This window comes from Phocaeicola massiliensis B84634 = Timone 84634 = DSM 17679 = JCM 13223, from assembly GCF_000382445.1.
Classification (GTDB): domain Bacteria; phylum Bacteroidota; class Bacteroidia; order Bacteroidales; family Bacteroidaceae; genus Phocaeicola; species Phocaeicola massiliensis.
The window spans coordinates 1,059,505-1,076,367 of sequence record NZ_KB905472.1; the positions used below are offsets into that span (position 1 = coordinate 1,059,505).

The following is a 16,863-nucleotide window of genomic DNA, read 5'->3' on the forward strand; positions in this document are numbered from 1 at the left end:
GATAAGAGGTTTTTTCTGTATAGATTAGCAAAGGTGTATGCATAAAGGGAAATTAACAAATGTTAATCCCCCAAGAATTACAACTGAGCCCAAAAATGTGCTCTTTGACGCGGGAGCGATACGGTATTATGGCATTCCCATATCTGGTAAGCTTTAGGGGTAATCTGAAGATTGGTTTAACTTAAAAGTATTGAGGGGGGGCTTTGATAGCTTTCACACAGAATCCTTATGGATAGAAGGTTTCAATATCTGTTATGTGTGAAAGGAGATTATATTGACTTTACCGATGGGTAGAATTCCTTTCATCGACATAATATTACTTTCTCTTAGAAAGCATGTTGTGTCTTTCGGAAAGCATGTTGTTTTTCGCTGCAATACTATAATAGGAACTTTCGAAGTTTTTGATTTAATTTCCCGGGGAGGATAAACGGAACCGGACAGAAGCTTTGGCGGTCCGGTCCTAAGGGGCTGAATAAAAAAATCCGAGCTTTAGGGAAACTCGGATTTTTAAGCTTTTAGAAAAAAGTCTTTCTATGTGGTGTATAATTTCACAAACATAGATGGATGTGGAGGAACTTTTTTTCTTTTTACTTGCAATATTTCTGAATTAAGCTGTCCACTACAGTGTCTCCTAATTCTTTTGCTTTGGCAAAGTTCGTACAAGCTTCTTTGTTATTCTTTTGCTGCACCTGACAGTATCCCAGCATACGATATGCTGCAGCTGCTTTAGGATCGAGGGAAATTGCTTTCTTTAATGCTTCTACAGCTTCATTAAATTGTCCTACACGCAGATGTACAGAACCTTTTTCTATCCACATTTCTACATTTTCAGGAGACATTTCTACGGCTTTGTCGATGTCGTTGATGGCTTGTTGATACATTTTGCATTGAATTTCGGCTTGTTCACGTTGTAGATAGAAAGCAGCGGTGACACGCCCTCCGATGGCATCGTAAAATTTATCATAGTCAACCACCGCTTCACGATATTTGCCTGTTTGTGCTTTCATCTCGGCGCGTTCGTAAAAATAAGGAGCAGCTTCGGAAGTGTAAGGAGGAGTGAAACGGGCAATGGCACTATCCATAAGAGCAATCACTTCATTCATCTCGGTTCCTTCTATTAACTGCTTTGTTTTGGCGGCCGAATAGAAAGTGGCGGCAGATGCTAAAGGAGTCTGATTTACTTGCTCATAACTCTTATACGCATCTGTATAGTTGCGCATTGCAAATAAAATATCGCCTTCCAATTGAATATAAACCGGTTGTGCATCTGTTGCGATAGCTTCGCGAATGATATTTAATGCTTTGTCGTAACTCCAGTCTCCGTATGCTTTTTTGCCTTCTTCAAGGTTAATGCAATAAGAGTAGATTATCTTAGCCACATTATATTGTCCTTCTGTTTTGTTGCCTGATACGTCCATAGCCTTTTTCAAATCGGCTTCGGCCAATGCATTATGTTCATCATCTCCGATGTTCATGTAGTAGCCGGCACGACGTGTATACCCTTCGGTGCTGTTGGGGTATGCTTGTAAAAAATCGTTTAGAGTTGCCAGATAGTTTTTGGCATCCATCTGTGATGAAGACATATAAAGATATACCAAGGCCTGGTCTTCTGTTTCGGGTAATGCCTTTGCAATGCCTATTTTATTCAGATTGATGTCATTGGCAGATAAGGGGGAAATACTTAATGATTCGCCGTAAGATGCACCGATGGCATAGCTTTCTTTATCTTCTTCGGATGCACTTTTCTGAATCAGTCCCAGTACTTCGCCATTTGCATTCATAATGGGGCAGCTTACGGTTTTGTCACTTGTGGTCATTGTCAGTGTGTAGTAGTAAGCTTTGTCGGCAATAGTATCTACTTGGGTCACTTTACCGGTTTGGCAGGTAGCCGCTTTTTGTGTGGAGTAGGGGAGCAGATAAACAGTTTCTCCTACTGCGGCAGGTTGTGTGGCTACTTTCAGAGCGGTTATTTTTTTCTCGGTTTCTGTACGGAATTTAATGACATCATACATTGAATTTGCACCGGCAATGCGTGTTACCGGCAGTTCTTTGCCATCGGCGTTGATAATGACGGCACGTTCTGCGTCTTCAAACAAAGAGTAATCAGACAGGGCTGTACCGTTATTATTGATATAAAAACCGTTACCGGTATTTTTAATTTTGTTTTCTTTATCGTAAGTTACGATAGAAAAAACAGCTTTCTTAGCTTTGTCGGCCCATTTGGGAGTGTCTTGGGCATGAACCGATTGGATGGCCATGCAACACATCAGAATCAAAAGTACTTTCTTCATGATATAGTTTTTATTGTTATTCTTCAGTAGTAAAGCCACGCTGTTTCACGGCTTCGTAAATCAGGATACCGGCGGCAACAGATACGTTCAGTGATTCGATTTTGCCCAGCAATGGAATTTTAATCCATTCGTCACACAATGACAAGTGCTCGTAGGGCACACCCGTATCTTCTGCTCCCATAATAATACAAACAGGGTCTTTGTAGTTTGCCTTGGTATAGTCATAGTCGCCTTTTTCGGTAGCTGCGACAATCTTGAAACCGCTGTTCTTCAAGAATTTGATGGTTTCGGTCAGGCTTTGTTCACGGCAGACGGGCAGCGTATGCAAGGCTCCCGCAGAAGTCTTCATGGCATCTGCATTGACACTGACACTGTTTTTGGCAGGAATGATAATCGCATCTATTCCGGCACATTCGCAAGTGCGGGCAATGGCACCAAAGTTGCGCACATCGGTAATGCCGTCCAGCATGATGAGCAACGGATTTTTTCCTTGTTCAAAAAGGTAAGGAACAATATCTTCTGTTTTTTGATAAGTAATGGCTGAAATAAAAGCTATGACTCCCTGATGGTTTTTGCGGGTGATGCGGTTGATGCGTTCCACCGGCACGCGTTGCACAGGAATCATCCGTCCCTTCAATTCGGCAAACAATTCTTTGGAGAGTTCGCTTTGTATGTCTCTTTTTACTAATATCTTGTCTATCTCTTTTCCGGCTTGAATGGCCTCGATAACGGCACGTACACCGAAAATCATTTCATTTTTCTCTGTCATATTCTTTATTTATATCCTAATAAAACTTTTGCATTGTTCAGTGCGGCATCCGTCAAGGTAGCTCCACTCAACATATTTGCTATTTCTTTCACTCGTTCTTCGTTGGTCAGCCGGCGTATGTGGCTGTTGGTTCCTGTATCGGTATCTTCTTTATATACCTTGTAATGTGTGATGCCTTTGGCGGCTATTTGCGGTAGATGGGTAATGCTGATTACCTGTCGGTTTTGATTTCCCATTTTTTCCATGATGAGTGCCATCTTTTCGGCGATGGAGCCTGATACTCCGGTATCTATTTCATCGAAGATGATGGTGGGGAGTTTCACGGCTCCCGCTATCATGGCTTTCAGGGATAGCATGACACGTGCGATTTCACCGCCCGAAGCAACAGAAGCTACATTCTGCAATGTCCCGTTTTTATTGGCCGAGAAAAGGAAAGTAACACAGTCCATTCCTTTGGAATCCGGTTCTTTTCGGGGAGTAAGCTCTACCATGAAACGAACGTTGGGCATGCCCAAAGGGACCAGCAGTGATTGCATTTGTTTTTCAATGTCTTTGCCGGCCTGTACACGCAGTCCGGTCAGGACTTTGGCTTGTTCCAGTACTTTGTTGTACAAAGTGTCCTTTTGCGCAGTCAGCTGCGCAATGCGGTCATCAAATGAAGTAATGGCGTTGAGTTGTTCCCGATAATCGTTTGTCAGGGCGATTAACTCTTCGATGGTCTGCATACGATGTTTTTGCTGCAAAGAATAAATAAGATTCAGCCTTTCGTTCACAAAGTCGAGCCGGTTGGGGTTGAATTCTATTTCTTCCTGTGCACCGGCGATGTCGTGCGACAGGTCTTTCAGTTCTATATAGCAACTGTCCAGCCTGTTTATCCATTCTTGTGCCGGTGCATATACTTTGGCAATGTTTTGCAAGGTCTGCATGCACTCTTTGGTGGCAGAAAGAAGGCTTCCTTCATCTGAGGACATGATTTGGTCTACCTTATACAAGCCTGCTTTTATATCTTCGGCATGGCTTAATGTCTCAGCTTCCTGTTCCAGTTCCGTTTGTTCTCCTTCCCGTAATTCCGCTTCATTTAGTTGCTCCAATTGGAAACGGATATAATCTTCATTCTGACGGCTTTTTTCAGCCTGAGCGATAAAGTCTGCCAATTGCTTGCAGATACTTTTATACTTTGCATACAGGCTTTTGTAGGAGATGAGTTCTTGTTCGTCATGTGCCAGTATGTCGAGTACGTTCATTTGAAACTCTTCGTGGTTCAGCAGTAAGTTTTGGTGCTGGCTGTGCACGTCTATCAATTTCTCTCCCAGTTCTTTCATTTGTACCAGTGAGGCAGGGGTATCGTTGATAAAGGCGCGGCTCTTCCCCGAAGCATAAAGTTCGCGGCGTATGATGCATTCTTCGGGGTCATACTCCATGTCGTTTTCAACAAAGAAAGGCTCCATTTGATAAGTCGAAATATTGAAACGGGCTTCTACGATACATTTATTGGCACCTTTCTTGATTGCTTTGATATCAGCCCTTTGTCCGAGCAGCAAGCCGATGGCGCCCAAAATGATAGATTTACCTGCGCCTGTCTCTCCGGTGATGACCGAAAAACCGGGGGTAAAACTGATATCGAGCGTATCAATTAATGCATAATTTTGTATATAGATAGATTGCAGCATATTCTTTTTTTAATTCCTTACCAGTTTATCTATAATGTCACACGCCACTTCCCGCTTGCTTTTCAGGGGATAGTCAGTGTATCCTTGGCGGTCGATGATCGTTATTTTGTTCGTGTCATAACGAAAACCGGCACCCTTGTCATTCAGTGAATTGAGCACAATGAAATCAAAGTTCTTGCGTTCCAGCTTTCCTTGTGCGTTCTGCCGTTCGTCGTTTGTTTCCAGTGCGAAACCCACCAGCTTTTGGCCCGGCTTTTTTTGTTTTCCCAGCGAAGCGGCGATGTCTTGTGTCGGTTTCAGTTGTAATACCAAATCGTCTTTTTCTCTCTTAATCTTATGGTCGGCCACACTTTCCGGCGTGAAGTCGGCCACGGCAGCGCATAAAATGCCTGCATCGGCATCGGTAAATTCACGGCTGGCGGCTTCATACATTTCTCCGGCACTTTCCACATCAATGCGGCGGATGTGCGGATGCTGTGTTTTCAGTGTGACAGGACCGCTTATCAAGGTTACATGGGCGCCTCGTGAGGCGCATTCCTCTGCCAGCGCAAATCCCATTTTTCCCGAAGAATAATTGCCAATGAATCGCACCGGGTCTATTTTTTCATAAGTGGGACCGGCTGTGATAATGATTTTCCTGCCCGCCAGATCCTGTTGCTGTTCAAAGAACTTTTCCAGTTCTTCTATGATTTTTTCCGGTTCTTCCATTCGTCCTTTGCCTACCAAATGGCTTGCCAATTCTCCTTCTCCCGGTTCTATGATATGATTTCCATACGAGCGCAATGTCTCCAGATTCCGTTGGGTGGAAGGATGTGCAAACATATCCAAGTCCATGGCCGGAGCCACAAAGACAGGTGCTTTCATTGACAGGTAAGTCGTAATCAGCATATTGTCGGCTATTCCGTTTGCCATCTTTCCGATGGTGGATGCTGTTGCCGGAGCTATCACCATGGCGTCAGCCCATAAGCCTAAGTCCACATGGCTGTTCCAGGTGCCGTCCCGTTGTGCAAAGAATTCACTGATGACGGGTTTGCTTGTCAGTGCCGACAAAGTAATGGGAGTGATGAACTCTTTTCCTGCCGGTGTAATGACTACTTGCACTTCCGCTCCTTTTTTGATAAGTCCTCGAATGAGTATAGCCGCTTTATAGGCGGCTATACTTCCGGTTATACCTAATACGATTTTCTTTCCTTTCATGCTCATTTAGTAGTCAGTCCTGATTCGCGTAGTCTGATTTTAGTCAATACGTTTTTGGTGTTCAGCGTAAAGTCACCGTTTAAAATCCAGCTATAATAGCCGGGGTCTTTTTGCAGCACTTCGCTGACCGACATTCCTTTGTATTTGCCAAAGTTAAATACTTCCACGCCCTTTTCGTCATATACGATGCGGCCGGCAAAGTCTACATTTTTGTTGAAACTGGAGTATTCAGCCAAAAATGCCATATCATTCTGTAATTCTTCGGGATAACGGTCTAATTGTGCTTTCAGTACTTCATATGTAGCACGGGTGTCGGCCTCTGCAGTATGAGCGTCTTCCAGGTTTTTTTGGCAATAAAACTTATAAGCAGCCGATAAAGTCCGTTGTTCCAGTTTGTGATAAATTACCTGCACATCAATAAATTTGCGTTTCATCATATCAATATCCACTCCGGCGCGAAGAAATTCTTCTGCCAAAACAGGTATATCGAAGCGGTTGGAGTTGAACCCGGCCAAATCGCATCCTTCGATATCGCGTGCAATGTCTTTAGCTACTCCCTTGAAAGTAGGACAGTCGGCCACGTCCTTATCATAGATACCATGAATGGCCGAAGACTGTTCAGGGATATGCATTTCTGGGTTGATGCGCATGGTCTTGGTCTCTTCATTGCCGTTTGGATACACTTTCAGATAGCAAATTTCTACTATTCTGTCGGTGTTTATATTAGTACCTGTTGTCTCTAAATCAAAGAAGACAATCGGGTTCTTCAAATTCAATTTCATTCTGTTTCGAGTTGTAATTTATTATATTTAGTCATTCAGCATCATAGGCATCAGCAGCATCAGCACGTCTTCCTTCTCTTCCTGTTCGGCAGGAACAATGACACCTGCGCGTGATGGGTCTGCCAATTCTACAATTACCTCTTGGGCAGTCAGGTTATTCAGAATATCTATCAGGAAAGTCGATTTGAAACCGATGCTCATGGCATTGCCAGCATATTGGCAAATCAGTGTTTCTTCTGCTGAGGTTGAGAAGTCGATATCCTGTGCCGAAATCTGTATCTGGTTTTCGCTGAGGCGCAATTTAATCAAACTACTTGCCTGCGAAGAGAAAACAGAAACGCGGCGCAAAGCGCTGATAAGCATCTGCCGGTCGATAGTCACTTTATGCGGATTATCTTGCGGAATGACAGAATTGTAGTTCGGATAGCGCCCTTCAATCAGACGACATACCATTCTGTAGTTCTCCAGAGTAAATATAGCATTGCGGTCATCGAAGTCGATTTGTACATCTCCCTGTTCTTTGGGCAGGAGGTTCTTCAGCAAAGTGGCCGGTTTCTTGGGCAGGATAAATGCGGCCTTTTCATCGCCGTGAGCCACAAAAGTCTTGTTACGTACCAACTTATGGCCATCAGAAGCTACGAAGGTGATATCTTCGGTAGTGATATCAAAATAAATACCATTCATCACCGGGCGAAGCTCATCGTCGGCTGTTGCAAACAGAGCTCGGTTGATGCCTCCCAACATTACAGGTGCTCCTATAGTCACATGGACAGCATTGGCGCCCAGTGCAGGAGCCTGAGGATATTCATCTGCATTTTGTCCCATGAGACTGTATTTACCGTTTTGATATTGTACGGTGATTTCCAGGTTATTTGTATTCACTTCGAATGTCAGTGGCTGTTCCGGAATTTCTTTCAGGGCTTCGAGTATGGTTTTGGAAGAAACAGCAAAGCGTCCGTCACCGTCATTCTCAATCACTTCCAAAGAGGTGGACAGGGTTGTTTCACTGTCGGATGCAGTTAAGAACAGTGTCCCATCCGTCAGCTCCATCAGGAAACAATCAAGGATGGGCAGCGAGTTCTTAGAATTGATAACGCGGCTAATAGCCTGTAAATGACTGAATAATCCAGTACTTGAAACGATGAACTTCATAGTTTTATATTATTATATTTATATTCTACATATAGGTCTCATTTAACTGCCAAAGTTACGAAAAGATTATGGTTTGCACGCAAAAAATAGCGAAAAAATTAGTTTACTCGCCGGGAAAAGCGTAATTTCGTGCCGAAAATTAAATTTTATCATAATGGAATTAGCAGGAAAAGTTATAGCGGTTCTCGAACCGAGAAGCGGAGTCTCAAAAACTGGAAATGAATGGAAAGTGCAGGAATATGTGATTGAGACACACGATCAGTATCCGCGTAAGATGTGTTTTGATGTATTTGGTGCAGACAAAATAGCGCAGTTTAATATTCAGGTGGGTGAAGAATTGAATGTATATTTCGATGTTGATGCACGTGAGTGGAACGGGCGTTGGTTCAACAGTATTCGTGCTTGGAAAGTGGATCGTGTGAGTGCTCAGGCTCCTGTAGCACCTGATGCTCCGTTCCCGCCGATGAATGCAGCCCCGGCAGCTCCGGTAGATTTTGCTTCAACAGACGAGAAAGACGATTTACCATTCTAAATTCTACTAAAATATTAATATACAAATCCGGTTGATCCTTGATGAATTGACCGGATTTTTTATTGTATAATGTTAATGGAGTTTTTATTGGGGATATGATTTTATGAATTTGGAGGTAATAAGTGTTACGGACTAGCACCGAATGTCTAAATCTAATCAAGGTTATATGTATTTTTTTTAGCTTTATATTGGAAGGAAGATTATTTTCGATTTATGGATTGTGGGTATGGCTATTATTTGTAGGAAAAATGTATAGAAAATTAGTATGCATATATCGTTGTTCAAAAAACTATTTGCAAAATAATAGAAAGGTTTGTGTTGGTATTATTATAGATAAATAAAAAGACCACGTGCTCTGCAGGAGGTGCACGCAGTCTTTTTATAGTGTATATGAAACTATGATTTGTTTATGAGTTCATGCTCATTAGGAATTCTTCATTGTCACGCGTATTTTCCAAACGGCTTTTTACAAAATCCATAGCTTCGATAGGGTTCATATCTGCCAGATATTTACGCAGAATCCACATGCGGTCGAGTGTAGTCTTATCAAGCAATAAGTCATCACGGCGGGTGCTGGATGCAACGATATTGACAGCAGGGAAGATACGTTTGTTGCTAAGGTTGCGGTCGAGTTGCAACTCCATGTTACCTGTACCCTTGAATTCTTCGAAGATTACTTCATCCATCTTAGAACCGGTATCAATCAATGCGGTAGCGATAATGGTAAGTGAACCGCCGCCTTCGATGTTGCGTGCTGCTCCGAAGAAACGTTTGGGTTTATGTAATGCATTGGCATCTACACCACCCGACAATACTTTACCCGAAGCGGGGGAAACAGTATTGTATGCACGAGCCAATCGGGTGATAGAGTCTAAGAATATCACGACATCGTGACCACATTCTACCATGCGTTTTGCTTTTTCGAGCACGATACCTGCAATCTTGACGTGACGTTCTGCCGGTTCATCAAATGTAGAAGCGATAACTTCGGCATTGACACTGCGGGCCATGTCAGTTACTTCTTCAGGACGTTCGTCAATGAGCAGCATAATCATGTAGACCTCGGGGTGATTGGCAGCGATGGCATTGGCAATATCTTTCATCAAGATGGTCTTACCGGTTTTAGGTTGAGCCACAATCAGTGCACGTTGTCCTTTGCCGATGGGGGCGAACATATCTACCACACGGGCAGAAAGGTTATCACTGTAACCACCTTTGCAAAGTCTGAACTTTTCGTCGGGGAACAGCGGAGTGAGGTGGTCGAATGGAACGCGATCGCGCACTAGTCCGGGGTCTAGACCATTGATTTTTTCTACTTTCACCAGCGGGAAGTATTTTTCTCCTTCTTTAGGTGGACGGATAGAGCCTTCGACTACATCGCCTGTCTTCAGACCAAATAGTTTGATTTGTGACTGTGACACATAAATATCATCTGGCGAAGAAAGGTAGTTGTAATCTGATGAACGAAGGAAACCATAACCGTCAGGCATGATTTCTAAAACACCGGTTCCTGTCAGAATACCTTCAAATTCGTAAGGCTTTTCTACCGGCTTACGCTCGGGAGCCGATTGTTGGGGTTGCTGTGGAGATTCCAGACCTTCTGTGTTGTTATTGTTGGTCGGACGCTGGTTGTTATAATTATTATTGTTGCGTTGATTGGGGTTGTTGTATCTCGGGTTTTGTTCGCGTGGTTGGCGAGGCTGGAATTTAGAAGCTGGAGTGACAGTGGGAACAGGTGCCTCATTTTTGGTTGCTTCAAACTTTCCAAGTAATTCAGTAGGAAGTTCAATCTTTTCCGAAGGGAGATCTTCAATTGGAATGAAGTCGTCTGTATCGCTATCGAAATCCAATTCGGGAAGAATTACCTCTTTTTCTTTCGGAGTATTGGTTGCCGAAACTTTTTGAGGAGTAGTGTTATTGGTTTCTTCTGCTGTTGTAGCAGGTTGTTCTTCTGTCTTGGCAGCAGTTTTATTCTTCGTACCCGGCTTGCGGCCTCTTTTCTTCGGCTCAGACTTTTCAACTGCTTCTGTTACTGTTTTTTCTTGGATGGGTTGAGCTGTTTCAACTGTGGAAACTGCTTCTTTTTCAGCCTCTTCTGCGATGTGTGCAGCCGTTGTTGGAGTAGCTGCTTCTAGCTTTTGTGCTTTATCTTTGGTGGCAGTATATACCTTGTCACCTTCTTTTTTAACACTGATACGTGATCTCTTTTTAGGCTGGTTTTCTTTGCGGTCTTCATTTACTTTGGCCGCTGCTACTTTTTTGGTTGCTCCGACTATTGCTTGCTCGTCCAGAATCTTATAAACGAGTTCTTCTTTTTTCAGAGACTCTGTTTTAGTGATACCCAACTCTTTGGCGATTGATTGTAATTCTGACAAGTCTTTGTCGTTTAATTGAATGATGTTATACATATAGTATATGTTATTAGTAAAATATTTTTTTATTGTGTAATCAAAGAACGCAATCGGCACATGAAATGTCTTGAGATCGCAGTTCATAATTTATGATTACGGGATTTAATATGTTATAGATATTATATCGGAACGTAAACGAAACTTGCCAGATTGGCAAATTCTGCGTTTACTGATGCAAATGTAGCTGTTTTTTTTGAAAAACTCTTCAAATAGGAGAAAAAAATACCATATTTTTAAAATTAATAAAAAAAGACGCTTCAAAATATCGGCCTATGTTTCTCTCGGTACCGATGTTAAATGAACGTAAAAAAAAGTCAGATTGTTTAGGCATATCTGTGTTTTATAGCGGAAAAAGTGCTAATTTAGCCCATGAAAATTTGATTTTTATTATTAAAACATTGAATAAACATGAAAAAAGTGATTTTTACAGAAAAGGCTCCTGCAGCTATAGGACCTTATAGTCAGGCGATTGAGGCAAATGGTATGGTATTTCTCTCAGGTCAGTTGCCTGTAGATCCTGCTACCGGTGAATTTGTTCCGGGAGGAGTTGCCGAACAGACTGCTCAGGCTTTTGAAAATATCAAGCATGTATTGGCAGCAGCCGGTTTGACTACTGCAAATATTGTAAAGACTACTGTTTTTTTAGCGGATATGTCCTTATTTGCAGAAATGAATGCTGTTTATGCCAAGTATTTTGAAGGTGATTTTCCTGCCCGTTCTGCAATAGCAGTTAAGGCATTGCCGAAAGGTGCATTGGTGGAAATCGAAAGCATCGCTGCAAAATAACAGCTGTTATTTTGTCTATTGTAGGGGAGGAATATATCCGACCCTATAGTGAATATAAGTTTTAGTCTGGTGACGGTTATAGACTTCGGTTTCATGTCGGGTAAATGGATTAATGAATATGAGGAAAGTAAATTTGAAACAACTCGATAGATGGCAGTGGTCAACTATTGTGCTATCTATCATTTTGGTGATGGCATTTTCTGTATTTGTTTATCGCTATGAACCGTTTCGGAGTGGTTTCGAAATAACAGATCAATTAGGGGGGAATGTGTTTCCGGCTACTATACTTTCTACAGCTACTACGGATGGAGACTTGATTGTTCCTGCCGATTCCGATTATATTGGTAATCCGAAATCAGGTATTGCTATTCGTATAAAAAACAGCTATGCCAATAGTAAATTGCGTATTGAAGTGGCTGAAACTCCTTTCTTCTCTGAATCTGTTTCCGAATTTATTTTGCCTAAGCCCGGTAAGGAATATCTTGTTTTCCCCGACATCATTTGGAACTATCAGGCTTTGCGTGACAATAATCAGGCAGTGCCCGTTAGTATATCTGTCAAGGCGGAACTTAACAGAAAAAAAATGCCTCAGCGATTGAAAACCATTTCTATGCGGAGTATCAATGAGTGTCCGCTTGGTTATGTAGACGATAAAATGAAATTTCACGATACAGGTGAGTTTTTTGCCGCTTATGTGAACGAGGAACATCCGCAGATAGACAAACTTTTGCGTGAAGCATTGGACACGCGCTTAGTCAATCGTTTCCTGGGGTATCAGGGAGATACAAGTCAATCCGAAAATGTGGATAAGCAAGTTTATGCTTTATGGAATGTATTGCAAAAACGTAACTTTAAATATAGTTCCACAACCAATAGCAGTTTGTCGTCGAATGTGGTTTATACTCAGCGTGTGCGTACGTTGGATGATGCATTGGAGTCTTCGCAGATAAACTGTGTAGATGGGAGCGTGTTGCTCGCCTCATTGCTCAAGGCGATAAATATCAATCCTATATTGGTACGTATCCCCGGGCACATGTTTGTGGGTTATTACACAGACAAGACTCACACCGATATGAATTTTCTGGAGACAACAATGATTGGAGATGTGAATTTGGACGATTTCTTTCCTGATGAAAAACTGGATTCTACCATGGTGGGGAAATCGCAGAATCAAATGTCGAAACTTACTTTTGAGAAATCAAAAGAATATGCCAATAAGAAATATAGAGAAAACGAATCGCTTATCCATTCGGGAAAAGTGAATTATATGTTTCTGGAGATAGACAAGAAGACACGTGCGCAAGTACAACCTATTGGTAAGTAAGTTTGTTATAAAAGGTATGGAATTAGTTTATATTTATCATAGCGGATTTGCCCTGTTGGGCGATGGGTATACTGTTATCATGGATTATTACCGTGACACAGAAGATAAACAGGCGGAAGCTGCTTTGCGCAGGTTGATGAATGAACAGCCTGAAGAACCGGTGGTGGCACCTGAACAGGGAAAGGTGCATGATGAACTTTTGCACCGCCCCGGAAAGTTATATGTGCTGGCCAGCCATTTTCATCCAGATCATTTCAATAAGGAAGTATTGGACTGGAAAACACAGCGACCAGACATTATCTATATCTTTTCGAAGGATATTCTGAAACACAGAAGAGCGCAGAAAGAAGACGCCGTCTGGTTGAAAAAAGGAGAGGAATATGCTGATGAAACCTTATCGGTCAGGGCATTCGGATCTACGGATGTAGGAGTATCTTTTCTGATAGAAGTAGAGAATAAGAAATTTTTCCATGCCGGCGATTTGAATAACTGGCATTGGATGGAAGAAAGTACGGAACAGGAATGGAAGGGATATGAAAAGAATTTCCTTCATGAAGTGGATAACCTGTATGATTATACGCATGAACTGGATGTAGCAATGTTTCCTGTAGATCCGCGTTTGGGACGTGAATATATGAGAGGTCCCGAACAGTTTGTGAAGAGAATAAAAACAAATATTTTTGTACCGATGCATTTCGCGCCCGACTATGGGAAAGCAAATGCTTTCCGTGCTTTGGCAGAAACCCATGGAACACATTTTATAGAAATAAAGTATCCCGGACAGATTATAAAAATTTAAAGAAATATGAAAGTAAAAGGAAGATTTGATCATTTTAATATTGATGTAACGAATTTGGAACAGAGTATTCGATTCTACGAAACTGCATTGGGGCTGCATGAAGCCAATCGAAAAGTAGCTGCTGATGGTTCTTTTATTTTAGTATATATGGCTGATGATCATAGTAACTTCTTGCTGGAACTGACTTGGTTACGTGATCATCCGCAGCCTTATGAATTGGGCGAAAATGAAAGCCATCTTTGTCTGCGTGTAGAAGGAGATTATGACGAAGTGCGTAAATTCCATAAAGAAATGGGATGTGTATGTTATGAAAATACAGAGATGGGGCTATACTTCATTAATGATCCGGATGATTATTGGATTGAAGTATTACCGGTGAAATAAATAAATATAAAAAATAGGAACTATGAAATACATTGCTCCCGGTGGCTGGTTCTCGCTGGAATATCCTGCGGGTTGGCGTGAGTTTGAAGATACAGAAGAGAGTTTTTTATTTTATGACCCCGACAAATGGAGTGGAAATTTCCGTATCTCGGCTTATAGAGGTGCTGACACAAACTATGGAAAAGAATGTGTCAGTTATGAATTGAAAGAAAATCCGGCTGCTGAATTGACCCTGATAAGAGGTGTGCAATCGGCTTACAGTGTGGATAGCTTTCAGGAAGAAGGCATTTGGTACACCTCTCATTTTTGGGTTATTGATTGTCGTGATATATGCGTGGAATGTTCTTTTACGGTAGCTAAGGGTGGTGATAAAACTGTTGCCGAGAATATTATCGCCAGCATAGAAATACGCCGTGAAAATAAGGCTTATCCTAAAGAGATTATTCCTATTCGAGTGCTTGAGATAGGCGAGGTGAATAGTGCTTATGAATGGGCCTCAAGTACGATAAAGAAACAGCTTACAAAAGACTTCTCTTCGCAGGAAGAGGATATCGAAAAGATTCAGGAGGTAATGGATAGCGGGCGTTTCCAACCTCAACAGCGTATGGCTTGGGAGAACTTCGGTGTGGCTTTTGGCACAATTCTGGTTAATGAGATGGAAGGCATGGAATGGGTGACAGTGATAGACGGAAAGGAAGAATATCCGGCTTTGCAGTTTATGAATTCCGATATGCTGATTGATCCTGCCGCCATAGTATGGAATAAAGCGAAGAAAAACCTTCCTTGTGACCTGAAGGCTGAATTTAAGAAAATTAAGCGCGAAGCGGAAGCTGTGTTGGATGATATTAATTAAAAAAGAGAATGGTTCCATATTTACAGATAGACGGACTTACAAAATCGTTTGGTGATTTGGTTTTATTTAATCAAATTTCTTTGGGGGTAGCCGAAGGACAACGTATCGGTTTGATAGCCAAGAACGGTAGCGGTAAGACTACATTATTGAATATTATAGCCGGAAAAGAAGGTTATGATGAAGGCAGCATTGTGTTTCGTCGTGATTTGTGTGTAGGCTACTTGGAGCAAGATCCTCACTATCCCGAAGAACTGACTGTGCTTGAAGCGTGTTTCCATCACGGTAATACTACCGTGCAACTTATTAAGGAATATGAAAGGTGTATGGAAACCGAAGGTAATCCGGGAATGGAGGACCTGCTGGCACGCATGGAACATGAAAAAGCCTGGGATTATGAACGAAAGGCAAAACAGATTCTTTCGCAACTTAAAATCCGTGATTTCAATCAGCAGGTGAAGCATCTCTCGGGAGGACAGCTCAAACGTGTTGCTTTGGCGAATGTGCTTATCACGGAGCCTGATTTCCTGATTTTGGATGAGCCTACCAATCACCTCGACCTTGATATGACGGAGTGGTTGGAAGATTATTTGAGACGTGGCAATATCAGTCTTTTGATGGTGACTCACGACCGCTATTTCCTTGATCGCGTCTGCTCTGAAATTATCGAAATAGACAATAAGCAGGTTTACTCTTATAAAGGTAATTACAGTTATTATTTAGAAAAACGCCAAGAACGCATAGAGGCGACAAACGCTGAAATAGCCCGTGCCAATAATTTATATCGTACGGAATTGGAATGGATGCGCCGTATGCCACAGGCACGCGGACATAAAGCGCGTTATCGTGAGGAGGCTTTTTATGAGCTGGAAAAGGTGGCAAAACAACGTTTCAATGACGGTAATGTGAAGCTGGAAATGAAGGCGTCATATATCGGCTCGAAAATTTTTGAAGCAGACCATCTTTACAAGAGTTTCGGTGACTTGAAGATTTTGGACGATTTCTCTTATATCTTTGCCCGATACGAGAAGATGGGAATTGTGGGAAACAACGGTACGGGAAAATCCACCTTTATCAAGATTCTGATGGGCGAGCAGAAGCCGGACAGCGGTACGATAGATATTGGCGAGACGGTGCGTTTCGGATATTATTCGCAGGATGGCTTACGGTTTGATGAACAGATGAAAGTGATAGATGTGGTGCAGGATATTGCCGAAGTAATTGAACTGGGCAATGGTAAGCGCCTTACAGCTTCGCAGTTTCTTCAGCATTTTCTTTTTACACCTGAAACGCAGCACAGTTATGTGTATAAGTTGAGTGGGGGAGAGCGGCGCCGGCTTTATCTCTGTACGGTGTTAATGCGTAATCCAAACTTTTTGGTACTGGACGAACCAACCAATGATTTGGATATTATTACTTTACAGGTGTTGGAAGAATATCTTCAGAACTTTAAGGGTTGTGTGATTGTGGTGAGTCATGACCGTTACTTTATGGATAAGGTGGTAGACCACTTATTGGTATTCAAAGGACAAGGTGATATTCGTGATTTTCCCGGCAACTATTCTGATTATAGAGATTGGCGCGAAGTGAAAGAGCAACGTGAGAAGGAAGCCGAGAAGCCGAAAGAGGAGAAAACGGCACGTGTACGGTTGAATGATAAACGCCGTATGACTTTCAAGGAAAGGAAGGAGTACGAGCGGTTGGAAAAGGAAATAGGAGAACTGGAACAGGAGAAAGCAGATATAGAATCTGCCCTTTGTAGTGGAACCTTGAGTGTAGAAGAGCTGACCGAGAAATCGAAGCGATTACCGGAACTGAATGATTTGATTGATGAAAAATCAATGCGTTGGTTGGAACTGAGTGAAATAGAAGGGTAATGAGGTATTGTTTAGTTTGTAGGGGCGAGGTTTGCTCGC

The 16,863-nt window shown here is 42.2% G+C and carries 14 protein-coding genes; 7 read left to right on the forward strand and 7 right to left on the reverse strand.

The window, feature by feature from the left end; translation table 11 throughout:
- Nucleotides 1-587: 587 nt before the first annotated feature.
- The 6 genes from HMPREF1534_RS14540 to dnaN are packed head-to-tail and all read right to left on the reverse strand — an operon-like array spanning nt 588 to nt 7,861.
- Nucleotides 588-2,291, reverse strand: a complete 1,704-nt coding sequence (locus tag HMPREF1534_RS14540; protein ID WP_005937580.1) for a serine protease — start codon at nt 2,289-2,291, stop codon at nt 588-590.
- A 16-nt stretch (nt 2,292-2,307) separates the two neighbouring features.
- On the reverse strand, nt 2,308-3,060 hold the full coding sequence (rlmB, locus tag HMPREF1534_RS14535) for a 23S rRNA (guanosine(2251)-2'-O)-methyltransferase RlmB (RefSeq protein WP_005937581.1): 753 nt from the start codon (nt 3,058-3,060) through the stop codon (nt 2,308-2,310).
- A gap of 5 nt (nt 3,061-3,065) precedes the next feature.
- Nucleotides 3,066-4,730: a DNA repair protein RecN gene (gene recN / locus HMPREF1534_RS14530; RefSeq protein WP_005937582.1), complete on the reverse strand. Its 1,665-nt coding sequence runs from the start codon at nt 4,728-4,730 to the stop codon at nt 3,066-3,068.
- Between the two features lie 9 nt (nt 4,731-4,739).
- Complete coding sequence (gene coaBC / locus HMPREF1534_RS14525) at nt 4,740-5,933, reverse strand: bifunctional phosphopantothenoylcysteine decarboxylase/phosphopantothenate--cysteine ligase CoaBC (protein ID WP_018452786.1); 1,194 nt, start codon at nt 5,931-5,933, stop codon at nt 4,740-4,742.
- The gene (locus HMPREF1534_RS14520; protein WP_005937586.1) at nt 5,930-6,709 is read right to left on the reverse strand and encodes a 3'-5' exonuclease; all 780 of its coding nucleotides are present in this window, start codon (nt 6,707-6,709) and stop codon (nt 5,930-5,932) included. Before HMPREF1534_RS14520 ends, coaBC begins: the two co-directional genes overlap by 4 nt.
- A 27-nt stretch (nt 6,710-6,736) precedes the next feature.
- A complete protein-coding gene (dnaN, locus tag HMPREF1534_RS14515; RefSeq protein ID WP_005937589.1) occupies nt 6,737-7,861 on the reverse strand; it encodes a DNA polymerase III subunit beta in 1,125 nt (374 codons plus the stop codon).
- Between the two features lie 154 nt (nt 7,862-8,015).
- On the opposite strand from dnaN, the gene HMPREF1534_RS14510 reads away from it, so the two are divergent.
- Nucleotides 8,016-8,393, forward strand: coding sequence for a DUF3127 domain-containing protein (locus tag HMPREF1534_RS14510; RefSeq protein WP_005937591.1), 378 nt, complete (start codon nt 8,016-8,018; stop codon nt 8,391-8,393).
- 407 nt (nt 8,394-8,800) lie between these two features.
- On the opposite strand, the gene rho is transcribed toward HMPREF1534_RS14510, so the two are convergent.
- The gene (rho, locus tag HMPREF1534_RS14505; RefSeq protein ID WP_018452787.1) at nt 8,801-10,801 is read right to left on the reverse strand and encodes a transcription termination factor Rho; all 2,001 of its coding nucleotides are present in this window, start codon (nt 10,799-10,801) and stop codon (nt 8,801-8,803) included.
- Nucleotides 10,802-11,212: 411 nt separating this feature from the next.
- Here rho and HMPREF1534_RS14500 point away from each other — a divergent pair, with 411 nt between their 5' ends.
- From HMPREF1534_RS14500 to HMPREF1534_RS14475, 6 genes are all read left to right on the forward strand, one after another.
- Complete coding sequence (locus HMPREF1534_RS14500) at nt 11,213-11,590, forward strand: RidA family protein (protein ID WP_005937597.1); 378 nt, start codon at nt 11,213-11,215, stop codon at nt 11,588-11,590.
- 118 nt (nt 11,591-11,708) lie between these two features.
- A complete protein-coding gene (locus tag HMPREF1534_RS14495) occupies nt 11,709-12,914 on the forward strand; it encodes a hypothetical protein (protein ID WP_005937599.1) in 1,206 nt (401 codons plus the stop codon).
- Between the two features lie 16 nt (nt 12,915-12,930).
- The gene (locus HMPREF1534_RS14490) at nt 12,931-13,713 is read left to right on the forward strand and encodes an MBL fold metallo-hydrolase (RefSeq protein WP_005937602.1); all 783 of its coding nucleotides are present in this window, start codon (nt 12,931-12,933) and stop codon (nt 13,711-13,713) included.
- A gap of 6 nt (nt 13,714-13,719) precedes the next feature.
- A complete protein-coding gene (locus tag HMPREF1534_RS14485) occupies nt 13,720-14,097 on the forward strand; it encodes a VOC family protein (RefSeq protein ID WP_005937605.1) in 378 nt (125 codons plus the stop codon).
- Between the two features lie 22 nt (nt 14,098-14,119).
- Nucleotides 14,120-14,950, forward strand: a complete 831-nt coding sequence (locus HMPREF1534_RS14480) for a DUF3805 domain-containing protein (protein ID WP_005937608.1) — start codon at nt 14,120-14,122, stop codon at nt 14,948-14,950.
- Between the two features lie 8 nt (nt 14,951-14,958).
- Nucleotides 14,959-16,824: an ABC-F family ATP-binding cassette domain-containing protein gene (locus HMPREF1534_RS14475; RefSeq protein ID WP_005937611.1), complete on the forward strand. Its 1,866-nt coding sequence runs from the start codon at nt 14,959-14,961 to the stop codon at nt 16,822-16,824.
- Nucleotides 16,825-16,863: the final 39 nt, after the last annotated feature.

Bases quoted from the DNA above. Each gene is read 5' to 3' on its own strand.
- HMPREF1534_RS14540 (WP_005937580.1), bottom strand. From the start codon at position 2,291: ATGAAGAAAGTACTTTTGATTCTGATGTGTTGCATGGCCATCCAATCG.
- rlmB (WP_005937581.1), bottom strand. From the start codon at position 3,060: ATGACAGAGAAAAATGAAATGATTTTCGGTGTACGTGCCGTTATCGAG.
- recN (WP_005937582.1), bottom strand. From the start codon at position 4,730: ATGCTGCAATCTATCTATATACAAAATTATGCATTAATTGATACGCTC.
- coaBC (WP_018452786.1), bottom strand. From the start codon at position 5,933: ATGAGCATGAAAGGAAAGAAAATCGTATTAGGTATAACCGGAAGTATA.
- HMPREF1534_RS14520 (WP_005937586.1), bottom strand. From the start codon at position 6,709: ATGAAATTGAATTTGAAGAACCCGATTGTCTTCTTTGATTTAGAGACA.
- dnaN (WP_005937589.1), bottom strand. From the start codon at position 7,861: ATGAAGTTCATCGTTTCAAGTACTGGATTATTCAGTCATTTACAGGCT.
- HMPREF1534_RS14510 (WP_005937591.1), top strand. From the start codon at position 8,016: ATGGAATTAGCAGGAAAAGTTATAGCGGTTCTCGAACCGAGAAGCGGA.
- rho (WP_018452787.1), bottom strand. From the start codon at position 10,801: ATGTATAACATCATTCAATTAAACGACAAAGACTTGTCAGAATTACAA.
- HMPREF1534_RS14500 (WP_005937597.1), top strand. From the start codon at position 11,213: ATGAAAAAAGTGATTTTTACAGAAAAGGCTCCTGCAGCTATAGGACCT.
- HMPREF1534_RS14495 (WP_005937599.1), top strand. From the start codon at position 11,709: ATGAGGAAAGTAAATTTGAAACAACTCGATAGATGGCAGTGGTCAACT.
- HMPREF1534_RS14490 (WP_005937602.1), top strand. From the start codon at position 12,931: ATGGAATTAGTTTATATTTATCATAGCGGATTTGCCCTGTTGGGCGAT.
- HMPREF1534_RS14485 (WP_005937605.1), top strand. From the start codon at position 13,720: ATGAAAGTAAAAGGAAGATTTGATCATTTTAATATTGATGTAACGAAT.
- HMPREF1534_RS14480 (WP_005937608.1), top strand. From the start codon at position 14,120: ATGAAATACATTGCTCCCGGTGGCTGGTTCTCGCTGGAATATCCTGCG.
- HMPREF1534_RS14475 (WP_005937611.1), top strand. From the start codon at position 14,959: ATGGTTCCATATTTACAGATAGACGGACTTACAAAATCGTTTGGTGAT.